This window comes from Nostoc sp. LEGE 12447 (assembly GCF_015206985.1).
Taxonomy (GTDB): domain Bacteria; phylum Cyanobacteriota; class Cyanobacteriia; order Cyanobacteriales; family Nostocaceae; genus Nostoc.
On sequence record NZ_JADEXT010000012.1, the window covers coordinates 83,382 to 102,186 of the forward strand.

An 18,805-nucleotide genomic window follows, 5' to 3' on the forward strand; every position below is an offset into this window, starting at 1 on the left:
CACACCAGTGATAATATGATGCTGAAAATGTCAAGAAAGCTTCGTTAAAACCTCAAATATGCGTACTTATCAACTGTCTAAACTTATTGGACTCACCACCTTTGTAGCCTTATCTGCAACTGCACCAGCTCAAGCCGCAAACTTAAGCTTTGACTACAACCAACTACAATTTATTAAATCACGACCAATAGCATCTAGTAATTTTCTGGGGTTAAATGGATCGCCGACTGAAAATCAAGGTTTTGTGCCTTTCTATAATCCAGATCCTTCGGCTCCAGATCACGGTCATAAGGAAATCGGTCTAAATTCGCGCCGAGATTTCCCAGGTTTCAACAATGCCCCATATTACGGGACTGGTCGCCAAGGAAGCCCGGAAGAACCTGCTAGCGGTGCTACCAGAATGACAAGTTTGATTAGCATTAATAGCTTCCCTACCTTTGGTCAATACCTGACAAATTATGGCATCCCACTCAATGATATTGGCTTTGTGTTTGGTCAAAAGAGCGATCGCGATTTTAACCAAACTTGGAATTTAGGTGCAGATATATTCGGTCAAGATTGGTACGCTGATCCTAATACACCGCTTGAGGAAAGAATTTATAAAGCTAATCCAAATGATGTTGAAATAGCACTCTACAGTGGCAATACTAAAATAGTCGACTTTGGATATTCTGATTTTTATTCAATTGTCGATTATGGTTCTACACCATCATTTGATGATGATTTTGAAAGTAGTTTTACCGACCCAATTGCAGCAAAAGAAGCATCTGATTTAGATCCATTGCTAGCAGGTTTAGCCACAGCTTTTTTAAATGATGTTAATGCTGCTGGTGGTGGAGTTCAGATAGTTAACGAGAACTTTGGAGAACTAGATATTAATTTTGCAAGCGGCAATGGATACGATATGATACTTCTGCCATACCCGATGCAAATTCGCGCAGTTGCGCTGAAAGCAGTTCCAGAAGCTTCTTTTTCTTGGGGAATATTTATGTTTGGAGTTTTGGTTGCTGTGTCCCAGCGCAAGAAACTACAGAACTAACAATTACCCATAATTAGTTTTAGTTATCAAAATTATCCCAATTGTTCCAAGTAGAGACATTGTATTGCAACGTCTCTACTACCTAATCATGTGTTCCTTATCTCATGCAATCATGTCAAAAATAAATTCCTTTATGTCTATCAAAGCACTTTACCGAACTACTGGTCTGGTATTAATTGTTGAAAGTTTACTGCTGTTTGTGCCGATTGTTATTCTTGGTGCAGCAATCAACTGGCCAGCTAGCCTTGGTGAACCTGCTAGTATAATGCTGCCATTACTAATTAAAAAAGCTGAACCAGTCAGAATTGGTTATCTGATTTATCTTCTTTATTCACTACTTTTTTGGGTAGTAGCTTTATTAACTGCTCGTGTCGTTAGCAATGGGGAAACTAACCCTGTATGGCTCCAAGTGGCAACAGGTTTTGGAATCGCATCTACTGTCACTCGTTGCCTGGGCATTATTCGCTGGTTAGTACCGATGCCAGCTTTAGCGCAAGTCTATGCCGATCCTTCAATCTCTGCACAAACTCGTGAAGCGATCGCTGTTGTCTATAAAACCCTCAATGACTACGCTGGCTCGGTCGGTGAAGTATTAGGTGTTAGCCTATTTACCGTATTGTGGTTAACAATTATCTCAATTTACTTATTGCGTTCAAGAACACTACCACGTTGGCTAGGAATCTTTGGGATCGTCGCTGCTCTGTTTCTGGCAACTCAATTAATAGAACTATTTGGGGTGGATTTGGGAGCATTTATTAGCGTGTCAGTGACCATGCTCCAACTCTGGTTTTTAGCCGCAGGTGTGACTTTATTAAGACACAAAAACGTCCAAGTTTAAATGAAGCCTGGCATTATTATCTAAAAAAATAATTCTCCTAATATCAAAACCAACCCATGAACACAACAGAAGAACTCCATGTAATTTTTGGTACTGGCCCCCTAGCACAAGCCGTCATGCGCGAACTACTGACTCGGAACAAACGAGTGCGTATGATTAACCGCAGTGGCAAAGCAGACGTACCCTCTAATGTGGAAATCATCGCCAGCGATGCTTATAATTCCGAAAATACACGAGCGGTTACTACTGGGGCGACAGTCGTTTACCAATGTGCACAACCAGCCTACACCCAATGGCCAGAGTTTTTTCCCTCATTGCAAGCTAGCATTGTCGAAGGGGTAGCCGCCAGTGGCACAAAGCTCGTTGTGGGAGATAATCTCTATATGTATGGACCTGTCAATGGTGCGTTGCGGGAAGATATGCCGAATGCTGCAACCACCCGCAAAGGGCGCGTCCGTGGGCAGATAGCAGAGGCGCTTTTGGATGCACACCGTAGAGGTATTGTACGAGTTGCTATTGGTCGAGCATCTGACTTCTATGGGCCACTAGTACTTGATTCTGTAATGGGCGATCGCATTTTCCCCTCTGTACTGACTGGGAAGCCTGCATCAGCGATCGGTGAAATTGACCTCCCTCATACTTATACCTTTATCGATGACTTTGGCAAGGCATTGGTGGTGTTAGGGGAACAGGATAAAGCATTGGGTCAAATTTGGCACGTACCTAATGCTGAGACTATCACTACTCGACAATTTATTAACATAGCTTTTGAGGAAGCTGGACACCCACCAAAAATCAGTAAAATGGGTAAGTTCATGATGCGACTAGGCGGGATTTTTATCCCAGAAGCTCGTGAAACCGTCGAGATGATGTATGAGTTTGATGAGCCATTTGTTGTAAATCACGATAAATACGTTCAAGCATTTGGCAACCATGCTACCCCTTTACGTGAAGCTATCCGGCACACCTTGACATGGTATAGCGAACATCTCAAAACCTTAAAAACGTAAAAGTTAAGGTTAGCTCTGTCAAGGTTAGACTATCTCATTCCTTTTCCCTTATGGTAATATTTATGACCATAAGGGAAGGGAACTGTGCTACTTCTCAGCTTAACGCTAAAGAGTGCAAGCTTTATACCCTCAATGACATTAATTTGGCACAGCAACAAAATAAAAAGTCACTGTACAGCAGTGGGTTAAGGGATGTTTGCATCAAGGATGGGAATCCTTCCCTTCTTTGGAGCTTTTGGGTACACTAGACCTAGAACCTGACCTAAAAATAATTCTTCTCTAGTTGCATAAACCTATAATATTTAACTGATTAGTATTTAACAATAAATCAGCGAATCTGGATTAACTTTTTCGCTAAAAATTATCAATTTTTGCACTATTTAAGGAGTAGATAAACTTGTGATTATTGTAATGAAACCCTTCACCCCATCTGCGGAAATAGAACAAGTAAATGAAGAAATTCGTCGCCATGAACTTACACCAGAAATCTGTGTAGGTCATCACAAAGTAGTAATCGGTTTGGTGGGAGATACCTCAGAACTTGATCCACGCCAGATTCAAAATTTGAACCCTTTTATAGAGCAAGTGATTAGGGTTAAAAAGCCTTTCAAACGAGCTTCTTTAGAATTTCGTTACGGAGAACATAGTGAGGTTGTAGTACCAACACCTAATGGGCCTATAACTTTTGGGCAAAACCATCCTGTAGTTGTAGTTGCAGGCCCTTGCTCAGTAGAAAACGAAGAAATGATCGTCGAGACAGCCCAAGCGGTGAAAGAATGCGGTGTACAATTTTTACGTGGTGGAGCATATAAACCCCGTACATCACCTTATGCTTTCCAAGGTCACGGTGAGAGCGCTCTAGCTTTGTTAGCAAAAGCTAAAGAAGCTACAGGTTTAGGAATCATTACAGAAATCATGGACACAGATGACTTAGACAAGCTCATCGAAGTAGCAGATGTGTTGCAAATTGGGGCCCGCAATATGCAAAATTTTTCACTTCTCAAAAAACTAGGAGCTACCACTAAGCCAGTGCTACTGAAGCGGGGACTGTCAGCCACTATCGAAGATTGGTTGATGTCAGCAGAGTATATTTTAGCCGGAGGTAATCCAAACGTTATACTATGTGAGCGAGGAATTCGCACCTTTGACCGACAGTTTACAAGAAACACGCTTGATATATCTGCAATTCCAGTTTTGCGAACCCTGACCCACTTACCTATCATGATTGATCCTAGTCATGCCACAGGTAAGTCCGAATTTGTGCCAACTATGACAATGGCATCAATAGCTGCTGGTGCAGATTCCTTGATGATTGAAGTTCACCCCAATCCAGCTAAAGCACTTTCAGATGGACCTCAATCACTGACATTGGAAGGATTTAAAGAATTAATGCACGAAATAACTGCCCTAAGTAAATTCTTTGGTCGTTCGTCTCACAACAATAGTACAAATCTAAAGCCAAAAGCTATCTCATTGGTGAGCTATTAAACATATTCATCTCCATCTAAAGTTAGTAGTGGTTTAGGACTTCCTTAAATCTTTAGCTGTCCTGTTGCCAATAAAAAAATTGAACTCTCAAGCCCTAGTAGAATCCTTAGTAGCTTTCATTGATGTCAACTTAGCAAAAAGAAAGCACTAGACATAAAGTTGGGGAGCAAAGATAGCAAGGCAATGAGTTGTCAAAATGGCTACTTTTCACACCAAAAAATAGGGAATTTAGACCGAAGAAAACAAATACAGGTGCCAGCTTCAGCAATAGAAAAAATAGAAGCAGAAATCTAAGTATTTGCACTACTAAGAGGTTGTTTGAAAAGTGTTTTGTTGTGCCTTTAGGCACGTTTATATCTCCCCCCCCCCTTAAAAAAGGAGGAACCGGAATCTAAATCTCCCTTAAAAAGGGAGATTTAGAGGGATATAAAACTTTAGGTTCTTGCGGTGCAAAGGTCATAGAAAATCTGCATTACAATCTTGTCTTGAAGTTGGATTTTAGCCTTTGTTACCAGTTCCACGAACATAGGGAATCAGGTTTAAAACTATTTTGTCTAGTCTTTCGGCAAGTCTTGCACGAACTGCTTCCTGCGTTAAGCTGCGTAATTTTTCATAATTACTAAGAGTTACTAAGAGCCAAAATTATTTGCACAATGACAGATGTAAACTCATGCTTTTCAAAAGCATACAAACCTATAAACCTAATTTTTTATTATTACAGCTTTAAAAACTATGTCTACTTTATCTAAGTTAACACAATTCAAAAAAGGTCTAGAAACAAGCGAAGTTCAGAAAGGGATGAGACTTATAGGATTACAGATTACAGAATTGGAACTAGATCAACTTGCATTTGGCAATACTATTTCGCTAGAAAACAGAAGATTAGGTGAAATCGGTTCAATATTTATACTAGCAGAAGCTCTTTCAGCAGTGAATTCAGTTCAAACAAATATTACTTTTCAAGACTTACCACAAACGCTTAAAGAGTTTTCTTGCTGTTACGGAGGAGTTCCAATCTACTGTTGGAATTCTGACTTAATCGGAAAGTGTTGTTTGACCCTAACTTTGCTAGATGGCAAGCCGGCAATTAGAGTTTCATCTCAAAACTTATAGCTTACCATTTCGTAAGGATTCAGGTCTAAACATTTCTCTTATTAGGTGAAGGGGTTGCCACCAGCGTAGCTTGCCACTGTAGGTATTGCCTCCTCTCTCCACGCACCTATCCTGTCAATTAACACCAGGATTTAGTGAACCGCGATCGCAACTAGAACACCGCAGGCATCGCAGACTAACTATTTAGCATTGAGCCAAGATGGAGGTATTTCTTAATTGATAGTTATTCATGATAACTTCTGAGTGGCGCGACTATCAATGAGAGAATGTCGAATAAGCATTTGATATGTCTTATAACCTACAGAAAAAACGAAAACTTATCAAAGTTCTCAGGTTTTGATGTTAGGAAAAATACTTGACAAACATCCTCTAAAAACGATCCGATCTTTTTGTATTTGGAAGTCTCTTAAACAATCCCAGACGCTGTTTGATTAGCAACCAAATAAAAGTATAATTACCAAATAGATAACGCTTCCATAAGCGGGAAGGTTCAACTATAAGCCGAAATAACCATTCAAAACCTGCTTTTTGCATCCAAACTGGTGCTCTTGTCACCATATTGCTAACCAACTCAAAGCTGACCCCAATACCTACAGAAATTGGCACACCTAAATACAAATAATTGGCAGCTATCCATTTTTCTTGTTTAGGTGCTCCCAAACCCACAAATAGAATATGGGGAGCCGCCTCTATAATTGTTGAGTTGATTGAATTTAATTCTGTTAGCTGAGACTCAAACCCGTAGGGAGGACAGTAAGTCCCAACAATCTGCAAACTTGGATGTCTAGCAACAAGAGTTTTTTTCGCTTTTTCAGCAGAACCAGGGCGACCTCCTAATAAAAATACCTTTAATCCTTTTTCAGAAGCAATGGCGCAGAGTTTCTCGAACAAATCTGTACCATTCACTCTACCGGAAAGGGGGGTTTGTAAAAACTTAGCCGCCCACAGCAGTGACACCCCGTCTGGCACTACTAAAAAAGCCTTGCGATAAATCTCTTGAAACTCGACATCCTCCTGTAAGGTAACAATATGCATGGCATTAGGAGTAACGACATATTCTGGTTTCCTCTGGGAGAGTGCATGGTTAATGATTAGTTCCACAACTTCATCAAAACTATATTTGTCAATTTCGACTCCACAAATATTAATTCTCATCAATACCTAAAGTTAATTAATTTGTGATAATGAATTATAGATATCGGCTAAACGAATGGAGCAATTTTTAATATCTAAAGGTTCGACATTTTTCCTAGCATTACTGCCTAAAGAAAGTCGTAAATTCTCATTTTCAATCAACAATTCCATTGCTGACGATAACTGTTTGATGTTTCCTGGGGTAACTAGCAGACCATTTTGATTTGAAATCACTAGTTCAGAAATCCCTCCAACAGGGGTTGCAATCACAGGTAAACTCCAACCCATAGCTTCTAAAATCGCCAGAGGCAGACCCTCGTTGTAAGAAGGCAAAATAAACACATCTGCTTGTGACAACACTTCATCCCGTTTTTCGGAATTAATCCAACCCAGAAAAGTTACCTGGTCTGAAAGGTTGAGACTAGCAGCCAACTGCTGCGCTTTTTCAATTTCACCATCTCCTGCCAGAATTAGCTGAGTATATTTTTTTTGATGATTTGGCAGGTTAGCAAATGCCTTAATTAAATCAAATGTCCCTTTGCGTTGACCAACTCGCCCACAACAGACCAAACTTATTTGAGTCCGATTTTTTCGTTCAGGAACCTCTGTAGGTAATTCGCATGGGTTAGGCAAGACAATAACTTGCTTGGGATTTAAACCTAGATTTAACACATAGTAATCTTGCCAACTTTCTGAAAGAACAACAAACCCTTGGCAGCGCTGAAATACTTTACTTAAAACTTGCTGTACTATTTGAGGAAGTTTAGCGTAAGTTAGATGAAATTCGGCACCATGAGTGTGCATCAAGACGGGCTTATCAAAGAGAAAGGCAATAACACAGCAAATCGCTTTTCGGAAAATGCTACCACCATCAGAAATCTGAATGTGTACAACATCTATTTCTTGACTTGATAATTTCCATAAAAATGTAGCTAGAGCTTTGGCGAAAACAACTACTCTGAAGGTAATTGAGCCTTCATCATGGGTGCTTATATGTTGTATTTTGAACTGAGGAAGATTATGCTTAATTATCAGTTTTTCAACCGTTGCTATTCCTCCATTTTGCTCTAAACTAGGCCCTAGCATTAATACCTGTAGTTGCTTCATGGGCGTTAACCTCTGGTTCTTTTTAAAGAATAACTAAAGTCTCAAACTAACGCCCTGTTTTGTGGGTTTAGTATAGTAGAGAGTAATCCTATTTTTAAACTCAAGTTTTAGGATAAGATATCATATTGGCAGAGGTATTACAAAGCTGTGACAAAAATCTGACTATGGATATTCTAAAGGATCTAAATTTATGAGGATAAATCATCCTCCTTCGGGCGTAACTCCTAAATATTTCCGTTTCGATTTCCCTGCGATATTAAAGTTGAGAAAACATGCTGTTTTTGTATATTTAATGCCTGACAAAAACAAGGAGACTCCGAGAGCTAAACCTGAATCTCGTAATTGGAGCCAAATTTCGGCTTCTATTTCTAGAAATGCATCCTTTTTTATACGTAAACAAAAGCTTAAATGAAACTGATTGGGTAAATTTAGCGAGCATATCATAAGGGGCAAAATAGACTGAAAGTATTGCTATATATGCTTTTAAGTTATCGGTGTCTATTGAATTGTCTAGACATAGTTCGCGCTCATCTACCCAAAGTTACCACAAGGGGGGAACGAAAGAATAAGGATTTTAGCCATATCCTTTCATACTACAAACTCAGATTTTGTACTACTTGCCCCTCATGACACGCTTACTAGATTTACCCCATGTAAATACCATTTGTAATACTCAAGCTTCATATATTAGATATTTAATTGTATTTCGCCTAGATTAATGTCGGGTTATGTGGGTTCTCCGACAAGCTGCGAGGCGATTCGATTACTTTGCTAAAACCAATAGCGAGAATCTTCCAAGAATCCTTACAGCTAAATCCTGATTAATGGAGAACAACAATTTTCTTGGTACGTTTAGTAAACTGCTTTTCCATCCACCACGATTCTGAAGTTCCAAGCAAGGACACGTATAGAAATAATCCAATACTTCATACCCTGTATCTTTTAGGGTTGCTAGTGCAGTTTCCTTAGTAAAATAATGGATATGCCCATACAAAAGCCTATCTTTCAATATAGGAGAACTGCGTAAAACAGTTTGCACTGATAAATCTAGAGGAATATGGAATAGTTTGTATTTTCCCTTCTCTTTTAGTTTCCGTAAGAAACCAAAATATTCCTCTACGTGTTCAAATACATCAATTGCCATTACCAGATCAAATATTGCTTCTTTCTCATTCAGCAAATCCTTCAAAAAAAAATGAAGTTTTTTATTGCTTTTACTATTACATATTTCAAATGCATTAGGGGATATTTCATATCCATAAAAGCTTGTGCTATCACTAAACTCAGTTTGCAGAGAATTCAATATTTCACCAGCCCCACATCCAATTTCACATATTGTTAATGGATTCAGATTATTTCTCTTAATTATCTTGGCTATTTGCTTGGCTTTCCACGGCGAATCTTCTTCATGCCAGGTTGGGTGATTTTGAAGGTATGTACCATCTTCATAAATAGTATTCATAGCTTTTGTATTGTCATAAGCAACATTTATTATAACGAACTTTCACCACAATAACGAATTTTTACCACAGAAAAAACTATCAAATCGCAGTTAGTAATAAAAATTTAAGTACCATGATGTTAGGAACATACAGAACAAGGCTGAACCCCCTATACAAGAGGATATCTTTATACACGAGGGTTTATATAGTCCTTGTTTGACCATCCCTTTCCGGTTAGCTCCAATGTCAGTAAGCGATTTGGTCGAAATTTTCCGCGATCGCCTGCCAAAAAGTTAATGTCGCGCCCAAGTGGGGGGCAGCATTGGCTGAACCTTTTGCAATTGCTCCCAGCAACAAGAACACCGCAGCGAAAAGTATATCGCGTCGTTTCCGCCTTTCCTGAACTTTTCAAGACGATTATCTGCAACTATAATTGGCATTAAGCCGAGATAGATGGCTGTACATCCGAGAATTAAGGTTGGAAACTATTCTCCTACTTAAGTTCGATAATTTGTTACTTTTTTGTATATGACATTGTTATACGCAACAAAAAATTAAGAAACCCGGTTTTTCAAAAAACCGGGTTTCTTATACTCTGCGCCAATTAAAATTACTGACTGCTTATTTTAGTGATTTCCGACGACGAGAAATTACCATGCCACTAGCAGCTAGACCTAAACCAAGTAAAGTAGCTGGTTCTGGAACTGCTTGAGGAGCTGGATTATTACTGATATTAGAAACGAATAATGAAGCATGAGATAGAGCTTTCCCTGCATTTCCACTACCATTTAAATCAACACCAATGGTATTGAAAACTCCTGCCAAACCATGAGACCAATCATAATCTTTGAATAGATAGGCACTGTAATTAGTGCTGCTCTTCAGACTTACTACAAAAGTGTTACTAGTTAATGGCTGAGAAAGACTCCAATTGCCAATATTAGTACCGTTAGCTGCTGTAAACAGAGAGTTTGCTTGATCAGATTTAGCAAGTAGTGTCCAATCAGCATTACCCACAGAACTGGCAAATAGTCCACCATCCAAGAGAGTTTCTAAAGGATTACCTGCACCTGTATCATTACCAGAAAACGCGCCTGCACAAGCTGTGGCATTTACTCCTCCAAGAGAGATGTTGCTGGTACTGCATACAACTGCTTGTGCCGGTGCAGCCACGAATACACCACTGATTCCGGTAGCTAGTAAAACTGAAGCTGATAAATGGAGAAATTTGCTTTTCACTTTTGATGCTGCCTGAGATTTCAAGAATTAAATTGTATTTTAGAGAAATGTTTACATCAATCCATAAGTGTATTCACGACAGGAATTATATGCCTACTATGTATATGGCATTAATAGCCATTTATGATACAAAGTAGGCATATAAAATATCTTATGAAATTTGTATAAACTTTTACTCGCTAGTATGATCTTATGTCTATCGCTATACAATTGTCTCTATTTTTGTGTCAGTTTCATCAAACTTTTAATAATTAATTACTCATATATTTTTATAAATAAGTTGGCTAAATTTGCGTAAAAGCTACCTATCTTTTCAAAAACTATGATAATATGTCATCCGTATAATGCTGGTTATTCGTAAGCATTTTCTCTCATGAAATCATAATTTATAGTGACTCAAAAAGCCGTGAATATACCAACACTGCTCGGTTAAGTAAAATGGGGAGAAAAATAAAGAAAATGGAGCAATCTAATTTGGAAGTGCTTTCGATTTAGCACAGTCACAACAGTAGCGATGGACAGTTACTGCAATTTTTACGAGAGCGTGAGCGTACTATGTCGGGCAGAGGTCTGACTAAAATTGTTTTGAGTACTTTAAAAATGTGCTAGGGGCCTTTTGTTCTGAAGCGTCGGGTTAATAAATAGGGACAAGGGTAATTGTTGGATATCGCTATAAAGCAACTTGGGTGGCTAAATGTTGGATTTAAAAATTAGACTTTAGTCTATATCAATGTTATGTAGATATAATTATAAAATTTGATAAAAGATGCCTAAATACCAGAGATAAGGGGTTTGCTAAATTAATGTAGGAAGTGAGAGATGAGCGATCGCACTTTTCGGCAACACAACGCAGGTACGTCAAATTTTACAAATCCATCGCTTGTCTCATTAACTATTCCCACATTGGCAAATGCGACACGCGGTTTTGGTTTACCAACCTATAATACTCCACTCGAAACAGTCACTGAGGTAGCAGGCGACCTTCAAGAAGTCCAGTCTGCTGATGAGCAATCATTAGAACCAGAAGCTATCAAAGAAAAGCCTCTTGTTCACGACATTAGTCGCATATCTTTGCGTCGTCCACAGCGGCAACTTACAGTTAGCCAGGCAGGAGACCAGTATGAGCAGGAAGCCGACTCGGTTGCCAACCAAATCATGTGGATGACTAAGCCTGAGCCAAAGATAAATTTAGGTGAGATGGGTTCAGAAGATATCATGCAACGAAAATGTGCAGCTTGTGAGCAAGAAGAGGAAGTACAAACTAAGTTGTCACTACAACGGGCGACTGATGGCAGCGTCCAGAGTGAGAATAACATTGAGAGTCAGTTAAATAGTAGTAAGGGTGGGGGAAGCCCGTTATCTGCCGAAGTGCGAGAGTTTATGGAACCACGCTTTAGTAGTAACTTTAACAATGTGCGAGTACATACTGACTCTAATGCTGTGCAGATGAGTCAGTCGTTGGGAGCGCAGGCATTTACTCATGGTAGTGATGTTTACTTTGGTGCAGGAAAATCACCTGGTAATAACGAGTTGACAGCCCATGAGTTAACCCATGTAGTACAGCAAACAGGCAAGGTGCAAAAACAAAGCGATACATCCACAGCACCAGTCCCTCTTGACCAGGCATCTAATGGTATGCCGCCCAAAACAGGTACAACCAAAATTGACCACAAGAATACTACAATTACCGCTTCTGGGAAAAACATCACCGAAGCAATTACAAACTTAACATCACAAGGAAAGGGCGAAGCGGGCAGTGTTACTTGTGCCCCAGAGAAAAGTGTCAAAACTTACCAAGCTGACGATCGGTCTGCTGAAATTATCTATGAAGCAGACGTTCTAGTCACAGAAACTAAGGCAATGCCCGTCTGGACTGAACTTGACAAACAATGCGAACCCGTTAAAACAGAATGGGCAAGGTTTTATAGCGCTCTGGATCAGCACGAAAATGGGCACATTAGTATTGACGAGAAGGCTTTTAAAGATTTACACAAAAAGCTTCTTGGCAAACCAACCTCAGCAGCTGACACGATTTTTAATGATACTTATACTAAAGCTAATACTGATAATAATGCTTACGACACTACAACTAAGCACGGGCTGACTCAAGGTACAGGAGTAACCCCGGTACAGTGCGGCACAGAAAAAGTTTCTCAAAATGAAGATGAATCAAATACACAAATAGAAGTTCAAACTAAACAGTAGAGCTGATTAGCTTACAACAGGATCTAATCTGACTATAGGATTTAGTAGCCTGCCAGCAAAAGCATCCATCACTCCTTGGGTTGAAGAAACTGAAGAAGGTGAGCGAGATGAAGAACTATCAATTCTTAATGATGAGCCTGGACAGGAATCACAGTACTTGAATTCCAGCATGAACTGGCTAAACGCGGCTTACACATCAACTATGATATAGAAAACTTCCAATCCGATGTGCGAATACTGCAATCAATGGGCTTGTTGTTGGAATAGTAGGTATAATAATCGCAACCAAATAGGTTAAGGACGAATATAGTCGTTGCATTTGCTGCTCAATCTTGGATGAATACGGAGTTATAGAATCGAAGAATTCAATAGACAGATTCAGCTTATTATTGCATGACCGATTTCTGGATCTTAATTTAATCCTCATTCCTAACGTAATGATTTGATGAGCTTATAAAAAAGATGTTTAACAACAGCAATAACTCCCAAGCTAGTATTCTCTACAGACATGGCGACGTTTTAATTCGACATATTGCTAGCTTACCTGTCGGCGCTCAGAAGCGTGTAGGTGCTACTCTCGCTCATGGTGAAATTACAGGACATAGCCATCGCATTCAACAATCTGATGCTGTTCAGTTGTGGGTACATGGTAGTGACCTTTTTCTAGAGGTTAAAGAACCAAGTGCCACTTTAGTTCATGAAGAACATCGGGCGATTGAATTACCTCAAGGCCTTTATCGCGTTTGGAGACAACGAGAATATCGCCCTGATGCCTATGTGGAGGTAGTAGACTAATGCTCAAGATCATGTCTAATGGACGTGTGCCAAATAAACCAATTAAGCAGCGCCCAAACCAAAGCCACGAGCCTGTATCGGCTGAATATGCTCGAAAACTTATCCTTGAGCATCGTGCCTGGGATGGGATGCGCGTTTTAGGCCATCTGGATTTAAGGGGTGCGTTGGATCTTTACAATCTACCTGAAAATCTCACCTGTGATAGTCTTGATATCAGCGACTGTGTAAACCTCACAACCCTTCCAACAGGACTCCACGTTACTTATTGGATCGAGTTGGCCGGAAGTGGGATTACTAGTGTATCTGCGGGACATGGTTTTGTCTGGCGCTGGCGAGGCGTGCAGGTGACAGATAAAATTGCCTTTGAATCCCAGTCTCTAACAGGACAAGATATCCTCAATATAGAGAATGTTGAATTGCGCCGCGTGCTGATTGAGCGTCTGGGATACGAGACATTTTTGCAGCAAGTGGGAGGATTGATCCGCGATCGCGATCGTGATGCTGGTGGAGAACGTCAACTAGTCTACATCCCTTTTGAGGATGACGAGCCGCTTATGGTCTTAAAAGTCACCTGTCCATCCACAGGACATATTCATATCTTGCGGGTTCCCCCTTATATGCGGAATTGCCATCAAGCAGCCGCTTGGATTGCGGGCTTTAATAACCCAGATGATTATCACCCTGCGATCGAGGCGTAGTTAGCTCTAAATACTCTGCGGTTTAAAAGCAATTTATCAAGGAAGGCAGGAGGCAGAGGGCAGGAGGCAGGAGGAAAACAGCGCTGGTGCTTCCTGCCGCGACCATAGGATCTTGGGTTTAAGACAAGAATTGCAAATTGAAAATTTGGTGAGCCAGCCCGGTCTTGTTGTTTCAACAAAGAGGGACTGGCGAACCCGAAGGGTGGCTCTTCTTCAGGAGGGGTTTGAATCCCCAACTGAGGTAAAACCTTCTGCCTCCTGCCTCCTGCCTTCTTCAATTAACCGCAGAGGCATAGAGAACGCAGAGATTTTATGAGTTAATTGGTAGTGGTGGGTTGGACAAATCGCTTAATTTCACCACACGCAATATAAGACTTTCCATCAGGTGCTGTTTTGACTTCATCAACAACATAAAGCATCCCTTTCTCACGAACCGATCGCGGAAAACGCATATTCCAATCTGCTTCATAGCCGTCGGAAACCACTCTAGCGCGTAGCTTGCTGCCATCTTTGACACACTGAACAAGAATGCCGTCTTTTACAACATCAGTTGTGGGAAGATCGGCAGCGCTGGCAGGGCCTTTAGAGGCTTTGCCTGTATAAGCTATATTCGATTGTCTAGGGGCAACGAAGATATCTGCTTCACCCGGTTGAGCAAAACGAGTGATATTGCCACGTACACGGTAGAAAGTACCTTCGCTTGAAAGTTCCAGCCCTTCAACAACGTACCTTGCCCTCTCAGCCCGAATACTCCGGGGAAACTGGACATTCTTGGCTGAATCGTAGCCTTCAGATATGACTTTGACCCGTAGTTTACCCCCTTCACGAACGCAATACAATTCAACACCTGAGCCAACTTCATTGACAACCGGCATTGCGTAGACTTCATCACCAGCAGTAACACCGCGCCCCACCAGATCGTTGCGATTACGGTTCATTGTCTGGTAAGACTGATCTCGCAATTCTTTACGTCCGGCATTACCTAGAGCTTTTTGGGCGATTCGACTTGCGAAATACTCAAGTTGATCGATCTCTTCAGCAATTTCAAAATTCTCGTTTAACCCTTTATCCCGCAAATCTTTCACCAGGGTACGCAGGGTTTCTTCCGCTTCCTGGTGTCTGCCATGTTCAGCTAAATCGAGGGCAGTCTCTTTTGCCTTAGCGATGGTGAGGCGGCTCAGTTCAAGAGTGATATGGCTTGTAGAGGCAAAAGCTGCTTCCTCAACAGTGCCAACTTTGGCGATAATATCTGCTGTGCCTGAAACGTTTTGAATGAGGTCATTTTGGACAACGTCAGCGCTGTAATGCAGTTTCATCACAGGTAACTCACCAACTTGAGCGCTTGATATCACCAAACTTAAACCGAGAAGTTTGTCTTCACCCTCGTAAAGCTCTCCCAAGCTGATAACAGCCTGACCAGAATCATTCTGGCTAACTTTTGCAAGACTTAAGGTATCAACAAGACTGACACCTTCAGCCAACTCAAGTTTCACTGTGAGGTTTTGTCCTACTACTGCTCTGAGACTGTCTAGCTCAATACTAAACACTTCAGTTGCTTCATCAATGCTTTGAATGAAATAGAAGTTTCCCCTGGCGGCCCTTGCCATACCAATCAGCAGGTCTTCATTAAAACCCTGAGCAAAACCTAATGTTGTTGTAGTGATACCTTCCTCAGCTTTTCGCCCTGATGTCGCCGTTAGTACCTTGGGGTCTTGAATGCCCATATTGGCATGACCATCGGTAAGCAATAGAACACGGTTGATTTTTTGCGGATCGAGTCGCGTTTTGACGTGTTCACAGCCTTTGAGCCATCCCCCCGATAAGTTGGTAATACCGCCTGCTCTCACTTTGCGGATAGAATCTTTCAGTGTGGCTTTGTTAGTTACAGCTTGGGGTGGCACAACGCTGTCTACTTCATCGTCGTAAACAACTACTGAGAGAATGTCATCTGGCTCAAGTTGATCAACCACAGACTCAGCAGCTTTGAGTGCATGATGTAAGGCAGCGCCTGCCATAGAGCCGGAACGGTCAATTACAAGAGAAAGGTTAAGGTTCCGTCGGGGAGATTCAGCTATATCAGGACGAAAACGTAGCAGAATATTAGTCTTTAATGAAGATCCGGCGGGAAGAATAGACTGGTCAAATTCGTAACTTGTCTTAATCATTTTTTATATCCCTCAATATTGTCTGTTATGAGCTACAAGCTTTATGATGCAAGGATAGAAAGTGCTTTTTTTAGTTTACCCAGAAACCAGTTTATTCAGTGTGTAAATGAACTTTACTGTAAGATTTTATAGCGGTTCTGTCTCGCCAAGGTTAGCAAAGCTCATTGTAGACATGGCTTTTTCGGGAGAAGTTTGCAATATACTGACTCCTTCCTACTACTGAAAGGCGATCGCACTGGTCACAATTGCGAGAAACTGAAAGCAGATATATTAGGAGAGGAGAACCTAATGAGCTGGACTAAAGTTCTTGCAGTCGAAGCACTTTCCCCAGGTACGCGAGAAGTGGTGAAAGTTGGCAACCGTAAAATTCTGCTTTTGAATCACGAAAATCAGCTTTATGCTGTAGATAACACCTGCCCTCACTTAAAATTACCTCTGAAAAGTGGCAAAATAAAAGATGGAGCAATTGTTTGTTCTTTCCATCACAGTGCTTTTGACCTGCGGACTGGTGAAGTACAAGATTGGTGTTCTTGGCCACCTGGTGTAGGCAAGGTACTCTCATTGGTTTCACAACCAAAGGCGTTGCCGGTGTTTCCTCTTCGTGTGGAAGAAGGTAGTATCTGGGTTGATGTACAAGAGGAATAGCACCCTCTCTCGATTTAATACCATTGGACAAACATCAGAAGTTGCCAGTAGGCTACAAAATGTTACCTAAACTTTTTGCAGCGCTTTGCCTATTCATTTTTGAGTGACAATAGAAATATCAGAAACGGAGGATTGGCAAAAAACAACCTCCGTTTCTATGGCCTTCTCAATGCCTCAATTAAATCTCAAGAATTCTATTGATCGCTACACTTCATCAAATAGTTGTATCTTGTCATTGATCAGAAATACCCTTAGACAAATTTCCATTTATCACTTACATACGCGAACGCAATTTACGTATTTACACTGATTTAGATTACGTTATAAACTTGTGCCAATTGGGAACTATATGATCGGAGATCAATTCAATTATTTGAATTATTTTTGTTTGCAATACGCATAAAAGACCCTTGCTAATGATTAGTATAATTACACCAGTTTATAACGGTGAGAAATTTATAGAATCTTGCCTTCAAGTTGTCATTGACCAAAATTGTTTAGAAGTGGAGCATATCATTGTTGATGGAGGTTCAGGTGACAAGACAGTAGACATTATTAAAGATAAAGCCAATCAATATCCCCACATACGTTGGATTAGTGAAAAGGACAAAGGACAATCTGACGCTATGAACAAAGGAATTGCTATGGCACGAGGAGAGATTATTGGTGTTTTAAATGTTGATGATTTTTATGAGATAAATCTTCTTAACCGCATCTGTGAGGTTTTCCAAACTTTACCAGAACCTAGCTTGATTGTTGGTAACTGTAACATCATTAATCAGAAAGAGCGGCTAATGTTTATCAATAAACCTAGCCAATTACGAACAATATATTTACTGTTAGGAAGACGACTTAATGATGATGGAATTATCGATGCTTCTTTTCCAGTAAATCCATCTGCTTACTTTTATCATAAATCATTACATCAAAAAATTGGACTCTATAAAGTAGAAGATTACTATTCAATGGATATAGATTTTCTTTTGAAAGCTGTTTGTTCATCTCATGTTAAGTATTTCAATGAAACTTGGGGTAATTTTAGATATTATCCAGGAACTAAAACATTTGATGATTCTGCAACAGGAAGCAGTTTAGCGCGAATTGAAAAATTATTTAATGATTATATTAAAACACTATCTTTGATGAAACAATGGCAGATTTGGTTAGCTAGGAATATAAATTTTACCTTCTTAAAAATCTTTTATTTTTCCAAGCATCCAGAACGATTGCTTGAATCTATTAAGCATCGGTTAGCTCAACAGGACTTACGCAAAAAATAACCCAAAGCTTGATTTTTTCCATAGAGGTTGTTTGAAAAGTGTTTTGCTGTAACTTTAGGTACTTTGAGATCCCCCCTAACCCCCTAAAAAAAAGGGGGAACCGGAATCAAAATCCCCCTTCTTAAAAGGGATTTAGGAGAATCTAGAACTTTTGATACCGACAAGAAGACTTTTCAAACATCCTCTTAGGGCAATTCGTTTAGACGCAAAGCAGTGATATCCATTCCGGTGGACGGGTTTGGCCTTAGTATAAATCTGTGGGAAAGCAAGCTACGCGTAGTGTCTCATAGATAGGTTCGAGCATCAGCCGTAGGGTATTTGTCCCTATTGTATGTAGTTTTACGTAAGACTTACAAGTATAGTAGAACCTGATAAAATTACTTTTTACTTACAGCAGATTTCAAGTTTGTGAGTAAAAAAATACTCTAGCCACGTTGTAGCGTACCCTCGCCTTAACAATAGGAGAGTTTAGTCGTGCGATTTTGTTGGCTATCACCTACAATGCGCTCATTCATGTATTTTAGAATCCTGATGCAGAATTGAGGTTAAGCCATAGTATAATCGCTTCCAAATGGTTTTTGTATAAAAGTTACTTTCTGTATTACAG

15 protein-coding genes are annotated in these 18,805 nt (G+C 40.2%); 10 read left to right on the forward strand and 5 right to left on the reverse strand.

Annotated elements, in window-relative coordinates:
• Positions 1-58 precede the first annotated feature (58 nt).
• The 5 genes from IQ274_RS15050 to IQ274_RS15070 all read left to right on the forward strand — a co-directional run bounded on the left by IQ274_RS15050 (position 59) and on the right by IQ274_RS15070 (position 5,488).
• Positions 59-1,039 carry a hypothetical protein gene (locus IQ274_RS15050; RefSeq protein ID WP_163928087.1) on the forward strand — a complete coding sequence of 327 codons (981 nt, stop codon included), beginning with the start codon at positions 59-61 and terminating at the stop codon, positions 1,037-1,039.
• Between the two features lie 133 nt (positions 1,040-1,172).
• Complete coding sequence (locus tag IQ274_RS15055; protein WP_163928085.1) at positions 1,173-1,877, forward strand: DUF4386 family protein; 705 nt, start codon at positions 1,173-1,175, stop codon at positions 1,875-1,877.
• A 56-nt stretch (positions 1,878-1,933) separates the two neighbouring features.
• Entirely contained in the window at positions 1,934-2,887 is a 954-nt protein-coding gene (locus tag IQ274_RS15060) for an SDR family oxidoreductase (protein WP_194142739.1), read from the forward strand.
• A gap of 399 nt (positions 2,888-3,286) precedes the next feature.
• Positions 3,287-4,375, forward strand: a complete 1,089-nt coding sequence (gene aroF, locus IQ274_RS15065; protein WP_194142740.1) for a 3-deoxy-7-phosphoheptulonate synthase — start codon at positions 3,287-3,289, stop codon at positions 4,373-4,375.
• Between the two features lie 732 nt (positions 4,376-5,107).
• On the forward strand, positions 5,108-5,488 hold the full coding sequence (locus tag IQ274_RS15070) for a hypothetical protein (protein ID WP_163928079.1): 381 nt from the start codon (positions 5,108-5,110) through the stop codon (positions 5,486-5,488).
• A 369-nt stretch (positions 5,489-5,857) separates the two neighbouring features.
• Here IQ274_RS15070 and IQ274_RS15075 read toward each other — a convergent pair whose 3' ends face one another.
• From IQ274_RS15075 to IQ274_RS15090, 4 genes are all read right to left on the reverse strand, one after another.
• Positions 5,858-6,643, reverse strand: a complete 786-nt coding sequence (locus IQ274_RS15075; RefSeq protein ID WP_194142741.1) for a WecB/TagA/CpsF family glycosyltransferase — start codon at positions 6,641-6,643, stop codon at positions 5,858-5,860.
• A gap of 12 nt (positions 6,644-6,655) precedes the next feature.
• Positions 6,656-7,729, reverse strand: coding sequence for a glycosyltransferase family 4 protein (locus IQ274_RS15080; protein WP_194142742.1), 1,074 nt, complete (start codon positions 7,727-7,729; stop codon positions 6,656-6,658).
• A gap of 763 nt (positions 7,730-8,492) precedes the next feature.
• Positions 8,493-9,191, reverse strand: coding sequence for a class I SAM-dependent methyltransferase (locus tag IQ274_RS15085; protein ID WP_194142743.1), 699 nt, complete (start codon positions 9,189-9,191; stop codon positions 8,493-8,495).
• Between the two features lie 601 nt (positions 9,192-9,792).
• The gene (locus IQ274_RS15090; RefSeq protein ID WP_194142744.1) at positions 9,793-10,410 is read right to left on the reverse strand and encodes a PEP-CTERM sorting domain-containing protein; all 618 of its coding nucleotides are present in this window, start codon (positions 10,408-10,410) and stop codon (positions 9,793-9,795) included.
• 819 nt (positions 10,411-11,229) lie between these two features.
• Between IQ274_RS15090 and IQ274_RS15095 the strand changes: the two genes are divergently transcribed.
• The 3 genes from IQ274_RS15095 to IQ274_RS15105 all read left to right on the forward strand — a co-directional run bounded on the left by IQ274_RS15095 (position 11,230) and on the right by IQ274_RS15105 (position 14,108).
• Entirely contained in the window at positions 11,230-12,615 is a 1,386-nt protein-coding gene (locus IQ274_RS15095; RefSeq protein WP_194142745.1) for an eCIS core domain-containing protein, read from the forward strand.
• A gap of 462 nt (positions 12,616-13,077) precedes the next feature.
• Positions 13,078-13,410 (forward strand): hypothetical protein, encoded by a 333-nt coding sequence (locus tag IQ274_RS15100; RefSeq protein ID WP_163928069.1) that lies wholly within the window; start codon positions 13,078-13,080, stop codon positions 13,408-13,410.
• The gene (locus tag IQ274_RS15105; RefSeq protein WP_194142746.1) at positions 13,410-14,108 is read left to right on the forward strand and encodes a DUF6745 domain-containing protein; all 699 of its coding nucleotides are present in this window, start codon (positions 13,410-13,412) and stop codon (positions 14,106-14,108) included. The genes IQ274_RS15100 and IQ274_RS15105 overlap by 1 nt, the downstream gene beginning before the upstream one ends.
• A 317-nt stretch (positions 14,109-14,425) precedes the next feature.
• Here IQ274_RS15105 and IQ274_RS15110 read toward each other — a convergent pair whose 3' ends face one another.
• Positions 14,426-16,273, reverse strand: coding sequence for a vWA domain-containing protein (locus IQ274_RS15110; protein ID WP_194142747.1), 1,848 nt, complete (start codon positions 16,271-16,273; stop codon positions 14,426-14,428).
• Positions 16,274-16,561: 288 nt separating this feature from the next.
• Between IQ274_RS15110 and IQ274_RS15115 the strand changes: the two genes are divergently transcribed.
• Positions 16,562-16,918 carry a Rieske (2Fe-2S) protein gene (locus IQ274_RS15115; RefSeq protein WP_163928064.1) on the forward strand — a complete coding sequence of 119 codons (357 nt, stop codon included), beginning with the start codon at positions 16,562-16,564 and terminating at the stop codon, positions 16,916-16,918.
• Positions 16,919-17,334: 416 nt separating this feature from the next.
• Positions 17,335-18,198 carry a glycosyltransferase family 2 protein gene (locus tag IQ274_RS15120; protein WP_194142748.1) on the forward strand — a complete coding sequence of 288 codons (864 nt, stop codon included), beginning with the start codon at positions 17,335-17,337 and terminating at the stop codon, positions 18,196-18,198.
• Positions 18,199-18,805: the final 607 nt, after the last annotated feature.

Bases quoted from the DNA above. Each gene is read 5' to 3' on its own strand.
- IQ274_RS15085 (WP_194142743.1), bottom strand. From the start codon at position 9,191: ATGAATACTATTTATGAAGATGGTACATACCTTCAAAATCACCCAACC.
- IQ274_RS15100 (WP_163928069.1), top strand. From the start codon at position 13,078: ATGTTTAACAACAGCAATAACTCCCAAGCTAGTATTCTCTACAGACAT.
- IQ274_RS15115 (WP_163928064.1), top strand. From the start codon at position 16,562: ATGAGCTGGACTAAAGTTCTTGCAGTCGAAGCACTTTCCCCAGGTACG.
- IQ274_RS15105 (WP_194142746.1), top strand. From the start codon at position 13,410: ATGCTCAAGATCATGTCTAATGGACGTGTGCCAAATAAACCAATTAAG.
- IQ274_RS15080 (WP_194142742.1), bottom strand. From the start codon at position 7,729: ATGAAGCAACTACAGGTATTAATGCTAGGGCCTAGTTTAGAGCAAAAT.
- IQ274_RS15070 (WP_163928079.1), top strand. From the start codon at position 5,108: ATGTCTACTTTATCTAAGTTAACACAATTCAAAAAAGGTCTAGAAACA.
- IQ274_RS15110 (WP_194142747.1), bottom strand. From the start codon at position 16,273: ATGATTAAGACAAGTTACGAATTTGACCAGTCTATTCTTCCCGCCGGA.
- IQ274_RS15075 (WP_194142741.1), bottom strand. From the start codon at position 6,643: ATGAGAATTAATATTTGTGGAGTCGAAATTGACAAATATAGTTTTGAT.
- IQ274_RS15060 (WP_194142739.1), top strand. From the start codon at position 1,934: ATGAACACAACAGAAGAACTCCATGTAATTTTTGGTACTGGCCCCCTA.
- IQ274_RS15050 (WP_163928087.1), top strand. From the start codon at position 59: ATGCGTACTTATCAACTGTCTAAACTTATTGGACTCACCACCTTTGTA.
- IQ274_RS15055 (WP_163928085.1), top strand. From the start codon at position 1,173: ATGTCTATCAAAGCACTTTACCGAACTACTGGTCTGGTATTAATTGTT.
- IQ274_RS15120 (WP_194142748.1), top strand. From the start codon at position 17,335: ATGATTAGTATAATTACACCAGTTTATAACGGTGAGAAATTTATAGAA.
- IQ274_RS15095 (WP_194142745.1), top strand. From the start codon at position 11,230: ATGAGCGATCGCACTTTTCGGCAACACAACGCAGGTACGTCAAATTTT.